This window comes from Paenibacillus sp. Y951, from assembly GCF_056786395.1.
This window is the reverse complement of record NZ_JBXCIY010000013.1, coordinates 80,571-100,496: the sequence shown is the minus strand read 5'-3', so window position 1 is coordinate 100,496 and position 19,926 is coordinate 80,571. Positions and strand designations below refer to the sequence as shown.

Annotated in this window: 16 protein-coding genes and 1 pseudogene; 7 read left to right on the top strand and 10 right to left on the bottom strand. The window is 41.1% G+C overall.

Going from position 1 to position 19,926, the window contains the following annotated elements:
• Nucleotides 1-5 precede the first annotated feature (5 nt).
• The 3 genes from AC1TPB_RS17895 to AC1TPB_RS17885 all read left to right on the top strand — a co-directional run bounded on the left by AC1TPB_RS17895 (nucleotide 6) and on the right by AC1TPB_RS17885 (nucleotide 7,734).
• A complete protein-coding gene (locus AC1TPB_RS17895) occupies nucleotides 6-1,019 on the top strand; it encodes a cytochrome d ubiquinol oxidase subunit II (protein ID WP_482077759.1) in 1,014 nt (337 codons plus the stop codon).
• A 5-nt stretch (nucleotides 1,020-1,024) separates the two neighbouring features.
• The gene (gene cydS, locus AC1TPB_RS17890) at nucleotides 1,025-1,132 is read left to right on the top strand and encodes a cytochrome bd oxidase small subunit CydS family protein (RefSeq protein ID WP_482077758.1); all 108 of its coding nucleotides are present in this window, start codon (nucleotides 1,025-1,027) and stop codon (nucleotides 1,130-1,132) included.
• Between the two features lie 116 nt (nucleotides 1,133-1,248).
• Nucleotides 1,249-7,734 carry an alpha-helical endospore appendage domain-containing protein gene (locus tag AC1TPB_RS17885; protein ID WP_482077757.1) on the top strand — a complete coding sequence of 2,162 codons (6,486 nt, stop codon included), beginning with the start codon at nucleotides 1,249-1,251 and terminating at the stop codon, nucleotides 7,732-7,734.
• A 50-nt stretch (nucleotides 7,735-7,784) separates the two neighbouring features.
• Here the strand turns inward: AC1TPB_RS17885 and AC1TPB_RS17880 are convergent, their stop codons facing one another.
• Both AC1TPB_RS17880 and AC1TPB_RS17875 read right to left on the bottom strand, forming a co-directional pair.
• Nucleotides 7,785-7,985, bottom strand: a complete 201-nt coding sequence (locus AC1TPB_RS17880) for a hypothetical protein (RefSeq protein ID WP_482077756.1) — start codon at nucleotides 7,983-7,985, stop codon at nucleotides 7,785-7,787.
• 83 nt (nucleotides 7,986-8,068) lie between these two features.
• Nucleotides 8,069-8,872: an AraC family transcriptional regulator gene (locus AC1TPB_RS17875; protein ID WP_482077755.1), complete on the bottom strand. Its 804-nt coding sequence runs from the start codon at nucleotides 8,870-8,872 to the stop codon at nucleotides 8,069-8,071.
• 216 nt (nucleotides 8,873-9,088) lie between these two features.
• Here AC1TPB_RS17875 and AC1TPB_RS17870 point away from each other — a divergent pair, with 216 nt between their 5' ends.
• On the top strand, nucleotides 9,089-10,285 hold the full coding sequence (locus AC1TPB_RS17870) for an MFS transporter (protein ID WP_482077754.1): 1,197 nt from the start codon (nucleotides 9,089-9,091) through the stop codon (nucleotides 10,283-10,285).
• Nucleotides 10,286-10,343: 58 nt separating this feature from the next.
• Here AC1TPB_RS17870 and AC1TPB_RS17865 read toward each other — a convergent pair whose 3' ends face one another.
• Entirely contained in the window at nucleotides 10,344-11,435 is a 1,092-nt protein-coding gene (locus AC1TPB_RS17865; RefSeq protein WP_482077753.1) for a metallophosphoesterase, read from the bottom strand.
• Nucleotides 11,436-11,609: 174 nt separating this feature from the next.
• On the opposite strand from AC1TPB_RS17865, the gene AC1TPB_RS17860 reads away from it, so the two are divergent.
• Complete coding sequence (locus AC1TPB_RS17860) at nucleotides 11,610-12,053, top strand: thiol-disulfide oxidoreductase DCC family protein (RefSeq protein WP_482077752.1); 444 nt, start codon at nucleotides 11,610-11,612, stop codon at nucleotides 12,051-12,053.
• Here AC1TPB_RS17860 and AC1TPB_RS17855 read toward each other — a convergent pair.
• From AC1TPB_RS17855 to AC1TPB_RS17825, 7 genes are all read right to left on the bottom strand, one after another.
• Nucleotides 12,019-12,942, bottom strand: a complete 924-nt coding sequence (locus tag AC1TPB_RS17855; protein ID WP_482077751.1) for a tyrosine-type recombinase/integrase — start codon at nucleotides 12,940-12,942, stop codon at nucleotides 12,019-12,021. The two genes, AC1TPB_RS17860 and AC1TPB_RS17855, sit on opposite strands and share 35 nt — an antisense overlap.
• 319 nt (nucleotides 12,943-13,261) lie before the next feature.
• Nucleotides 13,262-13,780 carry a GrpB family protein gene (locus AC1TPB_RS17850; protein WP_482077773.1) on the bottom strand — a complete coding sequence of 173 codons (519 nt, stop codon included), beginning with the start codon at nucleotides 13,778-13,780 and terminating at the stop codon, nucleotides 13,262-13,264.
• Nucleotides 13,781-13,892: 112 nt separating this feature from the next.
• Entirely contained in the window at nucleotides 13,893-14,798 is a 906-nt protein-coding gene (locus tag AC1TPB_RS17845) for an NAD(P)/FAD-dependent oxidoreductase (RefSeq protein WP_482077750.1), read from the bottom strand.
• Nucleotides 14,799-14,972: 174 nt separating this feature from the next.
• The gene (locus AC1TPB_RS17840) at nucleotides 14,973-15,737 is read right to left on the bottom strand and encodes a hypothetical protein (protein WP_482077749.1); all 765 of its coding nucleotides are present in this window, start codon (nucleotides 15,735-15,737) and stop codon (nucleotides 14,973-14,975) included.
• A 623-nt stretch (nucleotides 15,738-16,360) separates the two neighbouring features.
• Nucleotides 16,361-16,600 (bottom strand): hypothetical protein, encoded by a 240-nt coding sequence (locus tag AC1TPB_RS17835; RefSeq protein ID WP_482077748.1) that lies wholly within the window; start codon nucleotides 16,598-16,600, stop codon nucleotides 16,361-16,363.
• Complete coding sequence (locus AC1TPB_RS17830; RefSeq protein ID WP_482077747.1) at nucleotides 16,576-17,481, bottom strand: alpha/beta hydrolase; 906 nt, start codon at nucleotides 17,479-17,481, stop codon at nucleotides 16,576-16,578. The genes AC1TPB_RS17835 and AC1TPB_RS17830 overlap by 25 nt, the downstream gene beginning before the upstream one ends.
• A 104-nt stretch (nucleotides 17,482-17,585) precedes the next feature.
• The gene (locus AC1TPB_RS17825; RefSeq protein ID WP_482077746.1) at nucleotides 17,586-18,308 is read right to left on the bottom strand and encodes a YebC/PmpR family DNA-binding transcriptional regulator; all 723 of its coding nucleotides are present in this window, start codon (nucleotides 18,306-18,308) and stop codon (nucleotides 17,586-17,588) included.
• 483 nt (nucleotides 18,309-18,791) lie between these two features.
• On the opposite strand from AC1TPB_RS17825, the pseudogene AC1TPB_RS17820 reads away from it, so the two are divergent.
• Both AC1TPB_RS17820 and AC1TPB_RS17815 read left to right on the top strand, forming a co-directional pair.
• Nucleotides 18,792-19,250, top strand: a pseudogene (locus AC1TPB_RS17820) (IS1595 family transposase); the annotation flags it as partial.
• Nucleotides 19,251-19,310: 60 nt separating this feature from the next.
• Complete coding sequence (locus tag AC1TPB_RS17815; RefSeq protein ID WP_482077745.1) at nucleotides 19,311-19,865, top strand: AAA family ATPase; 555 nt, start codon at nucleotides 19,311-19,313, stop codon at nucleotides 19,863-19,865.
• Nucleotides 19,866-19,926 lie beyond the last annotated feature (61 nt).

The window sequence follows — 19,926 nt, the reverse complement described above, 5'->3', positions numbered from 1 at the left end:
ATAATATGAGCTATGAGGTACTTGGGATCACTGTTCTTTGGACGTTTCTATTCGGATATCTAATAATAGCGTCCATTGATTTTGGAGCGGGATTTTTCGTCTATTACAGTACCATTTCTGGTACAAGACATTTGATCCATAACATTATAGATCGATATCTCTCCCCTGTCTGGGAAGTGACCAATGTTTTCTTTGTGTTTTTCTTTGTTGGGATCGTAGGCTTTTTCCCGGATACCGCCTTTTATCTAGGAACTGCTTTACTTATCCCTGGAAGTATTGCGATCGTGCTAATCGCCATTCGCGGCGCATATTACGCATTCAATCATTATGGAACGACAAAAAAATCTTGGTATACCTTGCTTTACGGTGCAAGTGGGCTCTTGATTCCAGCTGCATTATCTACCGTACTGACTATTTCAGAAGGTGGCTATATGGAGGTTAACGAAACTGGACAAGTTATCTTCCTAGTGAAAAAACTGTTCACAAGCTCTTATTCATGGAGCGTTGTTATTTTGGCAGTAATTAGTGTGTTATATATTTCGGCGATGTTTCTCACTTATTATGCTGATAAAGCCCACGATCTAGCCGCTTATCGAGTAGTACGTAATTATGCTTTAGTTTGGAGCATTCCAACGATATTAAGTAGCTTGTTTGTATTCTTTGCTATCTACAATCATAATCGTGAACATTTCGACAATATGTTAAATATCGCATGGGTCTTTGTTCTATCGTTGATTTGCTTTGTTATTGCTGTTTCTCTTGTATTGAAAAACAAGAAACTTGGCTGGTCATTCATTTTTGTAATGTTGCAATATGGTTTTGCGTTCTATGGATACGGAGCAGCTCATTTGCCATATGTACTCTATCCGTACGTTTCAATCTATGAGAACTTTACGAATGAAAGTATGGCCATAGCATTAGTCGGGGTCTTTATTCTCGGACTCGCATTACTAATACCTTCACTTTATTTATTAATGCGACTATTTCTTTTCAATACTTCCTATGTTAAAGGAGAATGAACGTAATGACGTATCAAGATTTTATTATTTTCGTTTTACCTTTGCTCACTGTAGTAATAGCTGTTGTATTACTATTTATTTGGGGAGCATTCGGCAACACGAATGAAAAGTGACTTCGTACCGTTCAACCTAGAATAATATCTTGATAATTTATGCTATTTCATCACAATGCAATCAATAAAGTAATAGAATACCTCTAATGATGCAGATTAGCAGGTGGTGAATAGCAGTGACCGATGACGATTCCTCAATACCCACTCCCTTTTCCATTTCAAGAGAAGATGCAATTAATAGATTAATTGCATCTATCGCGCTTGAAGAAATAGGATTAAGCCATATATTAAATTCAGAAGCCGAAAAAATTCAGTATGCACTCGGTACAATTCCAGGTCAAACTCCAACACATTCTACAATTAAGGAACTTCTACAAATTAATGAAAGTGTTAGACAAACGATAAAAAGTGTTACAGAAGCCACTAAAGTATATCAAGCAAAATTGGAAACAGCATTATCCATTCCGACAATGTACGGACCAACTGGTCCCACGGGACCGACCGGTCCATCCGGTGATCCGTCAGGAGCTACTGGGAATACCGGAACTACGGGGGCCACTGGAGCTACCGGTATTCAAGGTGATACTGGGTCGACCGGGCCTACCGGTGTCCAAGGAGCAACCGGACCAAACGGCATTACTGGTATCCAAGGATTAACTGGTTCGACCGGTGCAACTGGAGTTCAAGGAGTAACAGGAGCTATCGGGCCTACCGGTATTCAAGGAGCAACTGGGACTACTGGCGTTACTGGAGTTCAAGGAGATACTGGCTCCACAGGAATTACTGGTATCCAAGGTCCGACTGGAGCTACGGGAGCTACTGGAATCCAAGGAAGCACTGGACACACTGGCATTACTGGAGTTCAAGGACAAATTGGGGCGACCGGGATTCAAGGAGAAACCGGGCCCACCGGTAATACTGGCATTCAAGGAGATACTGGACCCACTGGCGTTACTGGTATCCAAGGAGCAACTGGAACTACTGGAGATACTGGTATTCAAGGAGCAACAGGACCGACCGGCGTTACTGGAGTTCAAGGAGATACTGGACCCACGGGCGTTACTGGTATCCAAGGAACTACTGGACCTACAGGTGACACCGGAATTCAAGGAGTAACTGGGACCACCGGTAATACTGGCATTCAAGGATTTACTGGACCCACGGGCGTTACTGGTATCCAAGGAGCAACTGGGCCTATCGGGGATACTGGAATTCAAGGAGATACTGGCTCCACCGGAATTACTGGTATCCAAGGTCCAATTGGACCTACGGGTGATACTGGAGTTCAAGGAGTAACCGGCACTACGGGCATCCAAGGGATTACGGGACCTACGGGCGTTACTGGCATTCAAGGAGAAACCGGCGCTACGGGAATCCAAGGAATCACTGGGCCTATCGGGGATACTGGTGTCCAAGGAGCAACCGGACCCACCGGTAATACTGGCATTCAAGGACCAACCGGGCCTATCGGTGCTACGGGTATCCAAGGGATTACGGGACCTACTGGAGTTACTGGCATTCAAGGAAATACTGGACCTACCGGGGTTACCGGTATTCAAGGAGTAACCGGACCTTCCGGCGCTACGGGTGCTACTGGAACCACTGGCATCCAAGGAATTACTGGAGCTACCGGAGTTACTGGAATTCAAGGCTCAACTGGAGCTACGGGCATTACCGGCATCCAAGGAACTACCGGAACTACGGGCGTTACTGGTATTCAAGGAACAACTGGGGCGACCGGAGCTACTGGCATTCAAGGAGTTACTGGAACTACCGGGGCCACTGGAGTTCAAGGAACAACTGGAGCTACAGGCGTTACTGGTATTCAAGGAGTAACTGGAGCTACCGGGGCTACTGGCATTCAAGGAATTACTGGAGCTACAGGTAGCACTGGCATCCAAGGTATCACTGGAACTACAGGTGTTACTGGTATTCAAGGAATAACCGGAACTACAGGTGTCACTGGTATTCAAGGAATTACTGGACCTACAGGCATTACTGGTATCCAAGGAACGACTGGGCCTACGGGAGTTACGGGCATTCAAGGAATCACTGGATCTACAGGCGTTACTGGTATTCACGGAGTAACTGGAGCTACCGGGGCTACTGGCATTCAAGGAGTTACTGGACCTTCCGGAGTTACGGGCATCCAAGGAATCACTGGAGCTACAGGCGTTACTGGTATCCAAGGAACAACTGGAATGACCGGGGCTACTGGCATCCAAGGTATCACTGGTGCTACAGGCATTACCGGCATCCAAGGAACTACGGGAGTCACTGGTATCCAAGGAATTACTGGACCCACAGGAGTCACTGGTATCCAAGGAGTTACTGGATCTTCCGGAGCTACTGGGATTCAAGGGGTTACTGGAACTACCGGGGCCACTGGAGTTCAAGGAACAACTGGAGCTACGGGCATTACGGGTATTCAAGGAATTACTGGATCTACAGGTATCACTGGACCTACAGGTGTCACTGGTATTCAAGGATTCACTGGTGCTACAGGCGTTACTGGTATTCAAGGAGTTACCGGAGATACGGGTATTACCGGTATTCAAGGAGCTACCGGACCCACGGGTATCCAAGGAATTACTGGAGTTACCGGGGCTACTGGTATTCAAGGATTCACTGGACCTACAGGTATTACTGGTATCCAAGGAACGACTGGGCCTACGGGAGTTACGGGCATTCAAGGAATCATTGGATCTACAGGCGTTACTGGCATTCAAGGTGAAACTGGGCCTTCCGGAGATACTGGTATCCAAGGATCTACTGGACCTACGGGAGCTACTGGAATTCAAGGAGTAACTGGTTCTACTGGGGATTCTGGCATTCAAGGAGTAACCGGACCTTCCGGTGTCACTGGAATCCAAGGAATCACTGGTGCTACTGGCGTTACCGGTATCCAAGGAATTACTGGGCCCACTGGAATTACCGGTATTCAAGGAGTAACTGGACCTACGGGAGTTAATGGAATTCAAGGAATTACTGGGCCTACGGGCGTTACCGGTATTCAAGGAGCAACAGGACCTACCGGCGTTACTGGTGTTCAAGGAGTAACTGGTTCGACTGGTGCAACTGGAGTTCAAGGAGAAACAGGAGCTATTGGCTCTACTGGTATCCAAGGAAACACTGGACCTACTGGGTTTACTGGTGTCACTGGAATCCAAGGTGATACTGGACCTGCTGGGGTTACCGGTATTCAAGGAGCAACAGGACCTACCGGCGTTACTGGTGTTCAAGGAGATACTGGACCCACGGGCGTTACTGGCATTCAAGGAGTAACTGGACCTACGGGAGTTACTGGAGTTCAAGGAGATACTGGCTCCACGGGAATTACCGGAATCCAAGGAGTAACCGGGCCCACCGGTGATACTGGTATCCAAGGAGCCACTGGCACTACTGGTATCCAAGGACCAACAGGATCTACCGGCGTTACCGGTATTCAAGGAATCACTGGGCCTATCGGGGACACCGGAGTCCAAGGAGAAACCGGACCGACCGGTAATACTGGCATTCAAGGAATCACTGGACCTACTGGAGATACTGGAATTAATGGTATCCAAGGTCCGACTGGATCTACGGGAGCTACTGGTATTCAAGGAATAACCGGTTCGACCGGTGCAACTGGAGTTCAAGGAGAAATTGGGGCTACCGGCGTTACCGGTATTCAAGGTCCCACTGGACCTACGGGTAATACTGGAGTTCAAGGAGAAACCGGAGCTATCGGTGCTACGGGTATCCAAGGAATTACTGGACCTACCGGGGGCACTGGCATTCAAGGAATTACTGGACCTGCCGGTACTACTGGTACCCAAGGAGTAACCGGACCTTCCGGTGTCACTGGACCTGCTGGGGTTACCGGTATTCAAGGATCAACAGGACCTACCGGCGTTACTGGAGTTCAAGGAGCAACTGGACCCACGGGTATTACTGGCATTCAAGGAATCACTGGAGATACTGGCGTCCAAGGCGATACTGGACCTACCGGGGTTACCGGTATTCAAGGTGCAACTGGACCTACGGGTGCTACTGGAATCCAAGGAGTAACTGGTTCGACCGGGTCAACTGGAGTTCAAGGAGAACCTGGCTCCACTGGAATTACCGGAATCCAAGGAGAAACCGGGTCTACTGGGGTCACTGGCAGCCAAGGAATCACTGGAGCTACAGGCGTTACTGGTACTCAAGGAGCAACCGGACCCACGGGCGTTACTGGTATTCAAGGAATTACAGGTCCTACGGGCATTACCGGTATTCAAGGAACTACTGGACCTACAGGTATCACTGGTATTCAAGGAGTAACTGGACCTTCAGGCAATACGGGTATTCAAGGAACAACTGGAACTACCGGTGCCACTGGTGTTCAAGGAATCACTGGGCCAACAGGTAGCACTGGTAGCCAAGGAATCACTGGAGCTACAGGCATTACTGGTACTCAAGGAGCAACCGGACCCACGGGAGTTACTGGTATTCAAGGAACAACTGGAGCTACGGGCATTACGGGTATTCAAGGATCTACTGGGCCTACAGGTAGCACTGGTATTCAAGGTGCAACTGGACCTTCGGGAGTTACGGGTATCCAAGGAATCACTGGATCTACAGGCGTTACTGGCATTCAAGGAACAACTGGACCTTCGGGGGCTACTGGAATCCAAGGAGCTACCGGAACTACGGGTGCTACTGGCATTCAAGGAATTACTGGAGCTACCGGAGTTACTGGTATTCAAGGAACTACTGGACCTACGGGCATTACCGGTATTCAAGGAATTACAGGGTCCACCGGTGTCACTGGTATTCAAGGAGCTATCGGAACTACGGGAGCCACTGGTATCCAAGGAACGACTGGGCCTACGGGAGTTACGGGCATTCAAGGAATCACTGGATCTACAGGCGTTACTGGTATTCAAGGAGTAACTGGAGCTACCGGGGCTACTGGCATCCAAGGATCTACTGGACCTACAGGTGACACCGGAATCCAAGGAATCACTGGAACTACTGGTGTTACTGGAGTTCAAGGAAATACTGGAACTACCGGGGTTACTGGCATTCAAGGAGAAACCGGAGCCACCGGCGTTACTGGAGTTCAAGGAGATACTGGCTCCACTGGAATTACTGGTATCCAAGGAGTAACTGGTTCGACGGGTGCGACTGGAGTTCAAGGAGAAATCGGACCAACCGGTATCACTGGTATTCAAGGAAGTACTGGACCTTCGGGGGCTACTGGTATCCAAGGAGCTACCGGAACTACAGGTGTCACTGGTATTCAAGGAATTACTGGGCCTACGGGAGTTACGGGCATTCAAGGAATCACTGGAGCTACAGGCGTTACTGGTATTCAAGGAGTTACTGGACCTTCCGGAGTTACTGGCATCCAAGGAATCACTGGTGCTACAGGCGTTACTGGTATTCAAGGAGTTACCGGAGCTACGGGTATTACCGGTATTCAAGGAGCAACCGGACCCACGGGTATCCAAGGAATTACTGGAACTACAGGGGCTACTGGCATTCAAGGAATTACAGGTCCTACGGGCATTACCGGTATTCAAGGAACTACTGGGCCTACCGGAGTTACTGGTATTCAAGGAGCAACTGGAACTTCGGGAGCCACTGGTATTCAAGGTATCACTGGACCTACAGGTGTCACTGGTATTCAAGGAATTACTGGAGCTACCGGAGTTACTGGTATTCAAGGAACTACTGGGGCGACCGGAGCCACTGGCGTTCAAGGAATTACCGGGCCTACCGGGGCTACTGGCATTCAAGGAGTTACTGGACCTTCCGGAGTTACGGGCATCCAAGGATTCACTGGACCTACAGGCATTACTGGTATTCAAGGAGCTACCGGAACTACGGGTATTACCGGTATTCAAGGAATTACTGGACCTATCGGAGTTACGGGTATTCAAGGAACTACTGGGCCTACCGGGGTCACTGGTATCCAAGGAGCTACCGGAACTACGGGTACTACTGGTATTCAAGGAGTTACTGGGCCTACCGGAGTTACTGGAGTTCAAGGAATTACTGGAGCTACTGGTATCCAAGGAATCACTGGAGCTACAGGTGTTACTGGTATTACCGGACCCACAGGCATTACTGGCATTCAAGGAAGTACTGGGCCTACCGGGGCCACTGGTATCCAAGGTCCAACCGGGCCTACTGGAGCGACTGGACCCAACATTATGAGTACTGGAATCTCCGTCAATCGAGCAGCTACCAATCTTAATGCAGGTGCACAAATTGGGAACTGGCTATCAGCAGACCCCTACTATACTTCCGCTGATTTCAACGCAACAACTGGAGTTTATACTGTTCCAATTACTGGACGTTATCAGATTAGTGTCACGATACCATATAAAACTACTGCTACTATCGGTATTCAATTAGGTGCTGGAAGCGAGCCTGCTATTATACTACGAAGAACTGCGCCAACTGCAACTGATCTCGCACGAAGTCCATTCCCAGTATTAGATGTAAGTATTCTACTCTTATTAACGCTTCGAGTTTTACTCGCCTCAGGTAGTGTTATTATTAATACCGAAGTCAATCTCTCAGCTGGTGATCAACTTGCAGTATTCTACGATAACTCTGGATTAACTATTAATCTCAACTTAGGATCAGGATCCAATGTAGGGCAAATATGGTCTATTCACCGAATCACTTAACAAATAAACAAAGGTAGAACATGAGGTATTATCCTCCGTTCTACCTTTGTTTATTTCGCTTGCATCCATAGTAGTGAAGCTGCCATCGGTATAATAACAATAATGATAATTGCAATAACTAAAAAACTGATCAATGTTAGCTTTTTCTTATCACTCATCTTCTTAGGTGATTTAATATGACAGGTCGGACATATATCCACCGAGCTAGAAATAACTGATCCGCATGATTTACACGTCAATGTTGCTTCCATATATCCTCCACCTTACTCTGAATTATAATGTAAATTCAATTACTCTAATAAAAATTAATATCACGAATTTATTATACACTAATCTACAAATTAATCCGTTCCTGCCACTCTCTTTTTCTGAATTTCGTAGGTGATTCCCCCATAATTCGCTTAAACAATATAGTAAAGTAATTACTGTTCTCATAACCTAACACTTGAGCAATTTCTGAGACCTTCATTTTGGACTGAACAAGCAACTGCTTTGCCTCTCCCATTCTTCGATTCAAAATATAATTTATCGGAGAATCATTGTATTTACTACGAAAAACATGTGACAAATAATAAGAGTTCATATGAAAGGCACTAGCAATATCATTTAATGTAATATGACGTAAATAATTCAAATCTAAATATTCTTTAATTCTAAGTGCCAAAGATTCAGAATCTCTATCTACGTTTTTGGATGATTGCTCTAATTCAGATAATCTCTTAACCCATATCATTAACGCCATTAACAAATATTCCGAAGCTTCTTGAAAGGCATCCCTTTGCTGCTGTGATTCCTCATATAGCAAGGATAATAATGATTCAATTGTAGCTTTACTTCCTTTTGTTTTAATAATTGGTCTGTTCTCGATTGGAATAAGTAATGAACGATTCGGATGCGAAATACCACAGTAATAGGTTTCAAGTGGGTTAGCTGTGGATGAATATTCCTCATGAATAATACCTTGGTTATATACGAGTAGATCGCCCTCTTGAACAGCGTAGCGTTCTCCGCTAATGGTAACAACACCTTCACCTTTCACTACGAAAACAACTTCACTCCAATTCGGATGATGATGGCTTGGGAAACTCCAATTCTTCCTTGCTGTTATCCTTCCAATATACAATAACTTTTCATCCATAATTATTCGCATTCTCTCTATAAATGATTTTCTAATTCATCGTCGCACATCTATTATTATACATAATGTTTACAATAATCACATCATTAAAAAGCAAGATATATCACATTTATAGGAAGGAAACCAAGATGTTGCATTGTAATAAATCTCAGAACATTCTATGATAAGATCTGCTTCGTATAGATAGAAAACAGATTGGATAGGAGTAATCTAGTTATGAGTAACACTGCACCAGCGTCAATTACACATATTAAAGAGAAAGAAAGAATGCCCATTTCATTAATGTGGTTAACAATCGGTGCATTTGCAATAGGGATGACAGAATTTCTCGTCATGGGGTTACTACCGAATGTTGCTAATGATTTGAGTGTCACAATCCCTCAAGCTGGTCAAATTATTACAAGTTATGCGTTAGGCGTCGCATTAGGAGCACCACTATTAACGATCCTTACCCATTCGATCGCTAAGAAAAGATTGTTGGTTTTACTTATGTTTATTTTCATTCTAGGTAATGGTTTGTCGATGATCGCACCTACTTATCCATTACTTATCACCGCTCGAATAATAACAGCATTAGCACACGGTACATTTTTGGGAGCTGGTACTGTAATTGCTACTCATCTTGTTCCTGCTCACAAAAGAGGTAGTGCTGTGGCATTGGTTCTAGCAGGCCTGACGATTGCTAATATTGTAGGTGTTCCATTCGGAACATTTATTGGACAGCAATATGGGTGGAGAGCTTCATTCGGAGTAATAACTATACTTGGCTTCATTGCCCTTTTAGGTATATGGAAGTATATTCCGAAGATTTCTGAAAACAGTCATGTGAGTATTAAGCAAGAAATTAAAGCTGTCATAAAGCCGCAAGTACTATTAATGTTAGTAACTGGAATGTTTGGTTGTGCAAGCATGTTCGCAATGTTTACCTATATTTCGCCGATTTTACAGCAAATAAGTGGCTTCCAGGAACATAGTGTAACATGGATTTTAGTATTGTTTGGTGTATCTGTTACCATTGGTAATCTGATTGGCGGAAAACTTTCTGATTGGAAAACACTACCTTATCTCATCGTTAATTATGCGATTCTTAGTATCGTACTTGCAGTGCTTTCCATTACATTACAAAATCCTATTTTTGCTATTATTACAATATTCATATGGGGTGTAGCAGCATTTAGTATTTTCCCGGGGATTCAATTACGTACGATGACGCTAGCTAGTGAAGCACCAATGTTAGTTGCCACCTCTAATCATTCCTTCTTAAATATGGGGAATGCCTCTGGAGCGTATCTTGGCGGTATCGTCATTACGAATATGGGGCTTAGTGGCTTACCTTGGCTAGCTTCTGGCCTTGCATTCATTGGATTCATTTTAATATTAGTCATTTATATAATGCATAAAAAAACAGCATAACAGTAAAAAAGCCGGTAGAATAAGGGTTGGTATTATCCCCTCTTCTACCGGCTTTCAATTATTCAAAATCTACATGAATAACAACAATTTCAGATTGGCTTCCGAGACGAATCGGTGGTCCCCAAAATCCATATCCTGATGAAACAATTGTATGAAGTTTACCCTTTTGCAAGTAACCATAGTCATTCTCGAACAATCGATTCGTAATGAGATTTCCTGGTGCAATTTGTCCTTTATGGGTATGTCCTGCAACAAGTAAATCGATACCAGCTGCTGCAGCCTCCGCAAATTCATACGGCTGATGATCTAATAAAAATACTGGCTTACTTTGATCTAATCCTGCAACTAGCTCTTTTGTCGCTAATCGATCACTTTCCGTTTTATCTTTTCTGCCCACAATATATATTTCATCATTTAGCAGAAAAACTTCGTCGTATAATAGCTCTATATCAGCTGTCTCAATCGAATCAATTAGCTTGTCCATTTGACCACGATATTTATCATGATTCCCCAGTGATCCAAATACACCGTACTTGCTTTCCAATCCAGCCAATATCGCGAAAATTCCTTTCTCTTCAACAATGTCTAGATCATCGTCAATGATATCTCCAGGAATAAGAATAAGATCTGCATCGAGTTGATTCACTTCTTCCACTAATCGATTAGCATGCTTAATCCCAGATAAATAACCAAAGTGAGTATCGGAAAGCATTACAATCTTCAAGTCTTCAACACCAGATTTTTGTACTGTAATATTATATTCCGTAACTTTAGGAGTATACGCTAGATAACTGCCATACATTAACGTTCCTAATACGATAATTAGTACAAGCGTTGTCGCTGTCACTCTTGTTTTATTACGGTCAATCTTTGTAAATCTCATAATGAGCATAACAATATGAACGACAGGCAATGTAAGTAACAATAATCCAAAAGTAGCTAACCAATAATTACCGATAATACTAAAGACAGCTGAACCATTGCCCAATCTCCCAATAATAAATGAAACTGACAGTACAATAAGTACGATACTATAGCAAGCAATAAACCAACGATTGCCTTTCAAACCAAAACCTCGATATCCACTCCATCCAATATAAAATACTAATAAACTATATATTAGAAGCGCAATAATTAATCCAATAATCAAATCGTTAATCTCCTTTGCTAATCTGTAACTTTGTGATACACTTCACATACACTACATAATACTGAACGATTACTATACGTTCTAACTATTCAATGTGCTTTTCTCTTTATCGAACAGGTAAATACATCATAATTCCATTATATCAGATGAAATCTTTGAGAGGAGTTGCCACATATGACTAATGACGACACAAAGACAATTAAAACAGAAGTCCAACCTCCTATTCCATCATTGATTGTCCTATATGATGGTCAGTGCTCTTTCTGCAATGGCGCTACACAATGGATCATTGCTAGAGATCGAACGGCAAAAGTGTCCTATGCTGCAATTGAAGGCGAACTTGGTCAACGTCTCATTCAGCAATTTCACTTACCTACTAATCTTGACAGCTTTATTTGTATTGACAATAATAAAGCGTACTTATACTCTACAGGTGCCATTCGTGTAGCAAAGTATTTGGACGGTCCGTGGAAGCTAATCCATCTACTGAAGTTCATTCCACCCTTTATTCGCAATCCTTTTTATCATTTTTTTGCCAAGAATCGCTTCCGGTGGTTCGGTAAGCAGCAAGCCTGCTTGCTGCCTACCCCTGAGATACGTCAACGATTTCTAGATTAGGTATAGTAGGAATTTGAACAGATGAAATCGCTTGTTTCTTATCATCATCTTGAATATGTGTATAGATCATCGTAGTTTCGATAGATGTATGCCCCATCAATTCTTTTACGATTCGAATATCAACTTGGTTTCGTAACATTAATGTAGCGAACGAATGGCGGAGCTTATGACATGATAATTTTAGATGTCGCAACTCATTATGATCTTCTTTCATCGCCTGAAACATCGTTGACATTATTTTTTGAATTTGTCTAATCGATAATCGGCGCCCTTTTTGTGATACGAAAAAGGCGTCTTCTTTTTGTCGATAAGGAGTGAGTCGTTGCTCCACCATCTGTTGCATATATGCATTCACTTCAGCTGATAGCGGAATCTCATTCCATTTGCGACCTTTTCCGAGAACAGTAATTGAACTTTTCTCAAGATGATAATGTTCGAGATTAAGACGATGGACTTCCCCTACACGCAAACCTGAATAAGCCATTAACAAAAATATAGCTAGATTACGCGCTCTATATTTCCCGTCAATATAATTCATCGTGTTCTCTAATTGATCTTGCTCCAAATATACTGGCAAAACATTTTTTTCTGTTTTAGATTTTTTTACATCTATTGCTGGATTCCCCTGCATCATCTCAAAATCATTCATCGCTTTGAAAAAACTTCTTAATGCTGCAAGAGTTCGATTACGAGTTGATTCCGACACATGCTCTTTATGTTGTACGAGATAACTTACAACTGTCAGCTTCTTAATTTGTTGCAAGGGAAGCTCCTCAATATATTCTAGAAAAGAAAAAGCTTCGCGCTCATATTCTCTTTTCGTTGTTTCTGTATATCCTGCTTGCTTCATCCACAACTTGAAAGCCATCATATATTCACCATGTTCCATCTCGATCTATGTCTCCCCTCATGTTGTAAGTTACTAGTTGTTTCTATCAATATTTAAGAGTTTTAAGCGATCATTATACCGCATACTTACTCGACTCTCTCTATTAAAGTCGCTCTAAATCAAAAGTGCGCAAAATATGAGTTTTGCGCACTTATTGTAGCATATAATGTCGCCTTTCTCTATCCAAACATTACCAACTCTATTGTTTCATTATCGATTTTCTAGAATAGAGAAAAAAGCCAGATATACTCACAATATTCATGAGTGTGTCTGGCTTAACGCTTTTATACTAAAACAATTGATTAACCTAGCATTAACATTATTTTGTCGGTTTTTCTGCGTACCATGTAAATGCTAGTTGCTCCATTTCGGTCACAAATGCTTTTTTCGCTGGACTATACTCACTCGTATTCTCATATTGTCTTGCTAACTCTTCTTTAAAGTGACTGTATCTAGCAACTTCTTCTGGATGGACACGGAGATAGTCTCGAAATACTAAATGTCTTTCGATATGAGAATTGTCACTTTCATAAAAGTGAATATGATGGGTTCGATTATCTCCGCCTTTTCGAAATAATCTTCTTCCTGGAATACCCCATTCCCCAGCTACATCGTATCCTAGATCATTCATTTTCTCATTCAATGCATCAACTGTCGAAATCTCATTAACAATACACATCATATCAATGACAGGTTTAGCCAACATACCAGAAACAGACGTACTGCCGAAATGTTCAAATTGAGTAATTTGATCTCCGAAAATAACTTTAAGATTATTAACCTCATCTTGAAACAGTTGAGCCCACTTATCGCTAAAGGAAGTAAGACGAACTTGAATGATAACCACCCCTTTGCAAATGAAAATATCAATACTTTTAGTTTATCATTGAATAATGAACCCTGCCGTACTCTTATGAAAATATATGTGTTCCTCATAGCAACGGAGTATGCTAAAAACGTTCCATAGTTAGATCAGCATTTACAGAGAACGCAGCTTTACTACCATCAGCAGCAGAAATAAGTAATGAAGAAGGTCCGGACTTTTCGCTTTCTCCTGCAATGAATATATGTTTAATGGTTGTTCTGCCAGCACCATCGGTTACAATTGTTCCATTATCTTGAACTTCACAACTAAGCTTCTCAGCAAATTGATTAGGACGATAAAAGGTTGGAACAACAAAACCAGCTGTACATTCGAACGTTTCACCTGACACAAATTCAATTTTTTCGAGAATTCCGTCATTACCGATTAAGCTCTTGATCGGATCTGATTTTATTGTGATATTTCGTGATTGTAACTCTTGAAAAGCTTCTTGTGACAGTTTAACTCCATTTGTTAAAACAACAAGATCCTGCGACCAATTATAAACTAATTTAGCCATATGCATCACATGCTCTTCTTTTTCTGCTATTACAATTAAAGGTTTATCGCGTAGTTCCCAGCCATCACAGTATGGGCAACTAAAAAGGCTTTTCCCATAATAATCCCTTATACTTGGAACAGAAAATCCCTCTTGAATCCCTGTGGCTAATATTATTTTTCCTGTAAGTAACTCTAGACCATCCGATGTTTTGACAATAAATCTTTCTTGATCATTATCTTTGATGATCTCAGTAATTGTTGTATTAAATTGTGATATCGATGGATATTTCTCCAGTTCCGTTAACCCTAACTCCTTAAACTCTTGTGGTTTTATCCCATCTCGAGTTAGAAACCCGTGAGACTCCTGCGTGACTCTATTCCTATTCGTTCCGTCATCAAATAAAGCAATCTCTCTTCGCGCTCTTCCTAAGATAAGGCCAGCACTTAATCCAGCTGGACCTGCTCCAACAATGATACAATCGAATACTTTCATACCTCCACACCCTTCACATTACAATTGAAATTAGTATATCATAGACATTATGTATCTATGATATACTTTATGTGGTTATTAGTCAAATTAGTTGTTCTATAACTACTGAAAATATCACTTAAAAAGAAATAGCACCCAATAAAAACATGGGCTGCCTTACTAAGAGCATGATCATTAATCAATTCGAACTTCTAAACTTTTCCTGAAGTCTTCGATTGTTCGATTCATAACAAAAACTCTAGTCTCAATGTTATCAACTTCATATTCTAAATACCAATTATTATCTTTAGCTACTAATGTTAACTCCGGATATGGTTCTACTAGTATGTATTCATTATTTTCTTTTTTAAAATAACTCTTTACAATTACTTTATCTCCCCAATAGCCATTTACAATCAGATTATCAGCTACTAAAGTAACTTCTTCCATAGCTTCTGCTACTCTAATATAGTGAAATTTTAGAAGATTTATAAAGCTGCTAGGATAATCTTCCACTTTTCTCGCATCCCATTCCTTCACATAATTAGTAAATTTCATTGGTGCTATAATCATATTCATCGTTAGCAAGTCTTCTGCCTTATCATATTCTATTAACTGCGATCGGTTGTTTAAAGAGCTTGGATAAAAACTAAGATATCTATAGTTAATATGAGATTCAATCTTTTGAATGTCTGGTTCCATCAGATGAATGCTTATTTGATTTTGAGCATTCGGTATAACTACTATCATCATAATTGGAATAAGTAATACAAATGCCATAATTCTCTCTTCGGATAACCACTTCTCACCCGAAATTATCAAAGCTATAGCCAATAATATAGCACCATATGGATAAATCATAAGATAGCCCAGTAGAAATGGTAATGAAAGTATAAATACAAGCTGACTTAGAATATAGCCTAAAATCCATAATACTAGGCTGCCATAAATTATATTCAAGCTTATTCTTCTATAATCTATCGTATTCACTCCTTTTTCAGGTGCTATTTTGTGGTTATATATATTAAAATAACCTTATTATACCAGTTATATTTAGTGTAACCTATCCTCCACCACGTTGAAAGCATTATAATTGGATAAATCAAAAAAAGCCTATTACTTGGCTCTTCTTGTACTACAATAATATTAAACTTGAATTTCAACCCATGTACCATCAGCCAATTGTGATTTCTAATTTCTCTTGCCCTGTTACGACTCATCAATCCTTGGCACTGTCATTGACAATTTCAGGTTTATTGTTTTTACTAATTATTTCATCAGCACCTCAGTTTACATAACTATTATTACGTTTTACTTCTGTTGTAGTTGTCGCTTCTGAATATCCATTTTTTGAAGTTGCCGTAATAGTCATTGTATCCCCATACCAGATCGAGAGCGAGCACCGTATAAATAAAGGCTATCATTTGGCATACCACTTGCAGCTTCTAATTTATCATAAGTCTTCGTATTAATATGTAAAAGAGGCAGTCCTTAAAGTTGAAAAATCTACTTTAAGAACTGCCTCATATTATTATGAACTACTATTCGACGTCGAATACGCTACGTTAGCATATTCATCGTAATCACAAGTGACTGATTTGAACTTCCACTTTTAATAAAGGTTCAAAAAGCGGACATTCAGAACCGAGAAGATGGAGCGCTACTTGACGAAGGAGGACACTCCAGTGTACGTTATTGGTACACGAGTCCCACACTTCCCAAGTTCGCTTCATATTCGACGTCGAATACGCTACGTTAGCATAGTCCTCGTTATCAAAGTCCGCTTTTTCAACTTCCTCTAAGTGAATTTGCGTTGCAGCCATTCATTGGCAAGCTCCACCCAACTCGATGCAGCACGATTAATTTGAGCTTCATTAGTAGCAGTTGTTCGATCAGCTAAAGATAGACCATGACCACCTTCTTCAAATACATGAAGTTCATATGGAATACGATACTTCACTAATCCCATCGCAAATTGCAATGAATTTGCTGATAGAACAAGATCATCTTCCGATGTATGCCATAAGAAGGTAGGCGGTGTATGTGCTCCTACAAACCTAGCAGGGCTGAAGCTTTCAAGTAATTCATACGATTGCTCTGATGTGCCTAGAACAACAGAGTTCATAAGGCTGAGCATCTCTTTGTATTTCACTGTTTCTTCTTCATTCATTAATTCCATAGAGATTACACTATCAAGTAAAGCATAACAAAGAATTAATGCGTTCGGTTTAATGAACTCCGCAGATACGCCAATATGTTCACTAACATAAGGTTTGTCCCAATGTACACCAATCGTTGCGGCAAGATGCCCACCGGCAGAAAATCCTGCAACTGCAATTTGATCGACATGAACATTCCATTTTGCTGCATTCTCACGAACAACCGCGATAGCTTTAGCAATGTCGTACAGTGGTTGTGGAAATTTCACTAGGACATTCGGGTTTTGTTGGTTAGCAGGTTGAATTGGAGCTGAACCATAATAAGTATTGTAATGTAACACAAATGTTATATATCCTAATGAAGCAAATCTTAGCGCAACAGGCTCTGCTTCGCGATCAGAAGTGTATAGATAAGCACCACCAGGGCAAATAATAATGGCTGGTCTTGATTGACTAGCTTGATCGCTACCTACCTGGTACGGTACATATGCTGTTAGTGTAACATGCTCTTGATCATCCCATAATTGGATAGTTTCAATATGCATACTTATCCCCTTCCAAACTTTTTGTGGCAACTTGATATACTACTTAGTATTCATAAAGTTACTTCGCAAGCACAGTCTAGATTTTTGTGATATCCGAGTAGCAACTATTCATCACCGAAATTAACGTTGTGGTACACTTGTTGAACATCTTCTAGATCTTCAAGCGCATCAATCAATTTTTCAAATTGTACTTGAGCATCTTCTGCAAGATCAACTTCATTAGCTGCAAGCATCATAATCTCAGCAACAGTAAATTCTGTAATTCCTGCAGCTGTAAACGCATCCTGCACCGCTTGGAATTGATCTGGTTCTGCATAGACGATAACGTTATCTTCTTCTGCAATAATATCATTAACATCGACATCAGCTTCGATCAATAACTCCATAACTCCATCTTCTGACTTATCTGCTACACCGATAACTGCTGTAGAATTGAACATATAAGCAACAGAACCACTTACACCCATACTTCCACCATTTTTATTAAATGCTGAACGAACTTCAGGTGCAGTACGATTTACATTATTCGTTAACGCATCAACGATGACCATAGTGCCGTTAGGTCCAAAGCCTTCGTATCGTAGTTCAGAGAACACTTCATCCGAGCTACCTTTTGCTTTATCTAATGCACGATCAATAATTGCTTTTGGTACATTATATGTTTTCGCACGTTCAAGCACGACTTTAAGTGCACGGTTGGCTTCAGGATCTGGCTCGCCTTTTTTCGCTGCTACATAGATTTCAATCCCGAACTTAGCATACACTTTACTAGTGTTTGCATCTTTTGAAGCTTTCTTATCTTTAATGTTATTCCATTTGCGACCCATATTTCTCCCACTTTCTACTTAATATTCTTTACTATTATAACTGATATTGATAGTAAAGTAACAGTCTATCTGCAATGTAAAGTACAAATAATTGAATTATCATTTGTACTTTGTGTCTATTCCTATAAAAAGTCGAGTTTTTCTCAGTTAGCCGTTTTCAATAATTATTTTTGGTTGCTTTATGGTGAGGGGTAATTTATCGCGGTTTTACCTTTTTCTTTACAACGTCATAGTTAACATAACTATATTTACGTTATTTTTTTTCTTGTATTACGCTAATTTTCATAGTATTTAGATCTTTTCAAAATGCTTTGTTAAACCTTAATGTTGATATTTGATAATTACGAACGAATGTTCTGTAATAGAGATAACAATTTGGTTCGGAGATGATTTGTCTATGGATTTAAAGGAGCTAAAAAAGCTTGCTGATACATTAGACGATAGGGGTAAGCAGGAGCTTATCTTCTTTTTGCAATCCCGAATCAAGGGTGTGTCCTCGTTGCCCGTGACCGTCAGAAAATGACTTACTCTGGCGTTCTTGGGCGTGGTCGCATTCGGACAACGAAATTAGATGAGGCCATTGGTGGTCATCTATCGGACTCAAACGTGCTTTGCACAGATTCCTGGCGGGCATTCAGCTCCTATGCGAATGCAAAAGGCTTGGCTTCATTACCGATTCAAGTCCGATGGAAAACAACGTGTCAAAGGCGTGTATCATATCCAAAATGTAAACAGCTATCACAGCCGCTTGAAGAAATGGATGGACCGCTTCAATGGTGTTGCAACCAAATATTTGCAACATTATTTGGCTTGGTTCCGTTATATAGACAGCAAGGAATATGAAATTCCTCATCGAATAAGAAAAATATGTTGGTCAAATCGTGCCTGTTTACTGTAACCGACACGAATACCAAACTTAGAATTTCTGCTTATTGTTGTTAAGCTAACGGTCAGGATTGCGTGATAATCTGAGGTGCAAAATGTAACAGAGTAAAGGGGTTAATGATGAATAGAATTGTAGTCGTTACGGTAGGTAAGACTCATAGTGGTAAGACGACATTCGCTAAACAATTAGAATTGCAGTTGAAAAATGTAATTATTATTGACCAAGACAATCACGCATCGTTCATTAACGCTTACTACAAGTCCTTACGCCCGAAAGAAGGTCCGAATACGCTAAAATATACAGTTACTCAAACAATAGTCGATTATGCGGTGAATCAGACCGATTGTCACCTCGTTCTATGTAATTCTAATCTTGCACGAAAAGGTCGTATGGACTTACTGGACTATTTTCGAAACAATGGGATTATAACCATTCTGGTCTATTTTGATATTCCAGATGATGTACTTTATTTACGGATAACAGAAAGCCAGCGTAGCAAAGACATCTTTCGGAGTGCTTCAACGTTCGAGGATGTTCTTGCTCGACAACAAAAGAGCGAAGCATCGGCTCCAAAAATAAGCGAAGCCGACCACCTCTTTGTAGTCAGCCGTAACGAAGAAGATGTACCGATGGTTATTAAGAAGATTACGGAAATCACAGAACTTATGTAATACCCTCTTTGCTCAAGAAATTGTTTCACTAAATCAGGAACGATAGCTTCATAAACCGCCT

Coding starts and splice junctions, on each gene's coding strand:
- AC1TPB_RS17895 (WP_482077759.1), top strand. CDS start 6: ATGAGCTATGAGGTACTTGGGATCACTGTTCTTTGGACGTTTCTATTC.
- cydS (WP_482077758.1), top strand. CDS start 1,025: ATGACGTATCAAGATTTTATTATTTTCGTTTTACCTTTGCTCACTGTA.
- AC1TPB_RS17880 (WP_482077756.1), bottom strand. CDS start 7,985: ATGGAAGCAACATTGACGTGTAAATCATGCGGATCAGTTATTTCTAGC.
- AC1TPB_RS17875 (WP_482077755.1), bottom strand. CDS start 8,872: ATGGATGAAAAGTTATTGTATATTGGAAGGATAACAGCAAGGAAGAAT.
- AC1TPB_RS17870 (WP_482077754.1), top strand. CDS start 9,089: ATGAGTAACACTGCACCAGCGTCAATTACACATATTAAAGAGAAAGAA.
- AC1TPB_RS17860 (WP_482077752.1), top strand. CDS start 11,610: ATGACTAATGACGACACAAAGACAATTAAAACAGAAGTCCAACCTCCT.
- AC1TPB_RS17855 (WP_482077751.1), bottom strand. CDS start 12,942: ATGGAACATGGTGAATATATGATGGCTTTCAAGTTGTGGATGAAGCAA.
- AC1TPB_RS17845 (WP_482077750.1), bottom strand. CDS start 14,798: ATGAAAGTATTCGATTGTATCATTGTTGGAGCAGGTCCAGCTGGATTA.
- AC1TPB_RS17835 (WP_482077748.1), bottom strand. CDS start 16,600: ATGGCTGCAACGCAAATTCACTTAGAGGAAGTTGAAAAAGCGGACTTT.
- AC1TPB_RS17830 (WP_482077747.1), bottom strand. CDS start 17,481: ATGCATATTGAAACTATCCAATTATGGGATGATCAAGAGCATGTTACA.
- AC1TPB_RS17825 (WP_482077746.1), bottom strand. CDS start 18,308: ATGGGTCGCAAATGGAATAACATTAAAGATAAGAAAGCTTCAAAAGAT.
- AC1TPB_RS17815 (WP_482077745.1), top strand. CDS start 19,311: ATGATGAATAGAATTGTAGTCGTTACGGTAGGTAAGACTCATAGTGGT.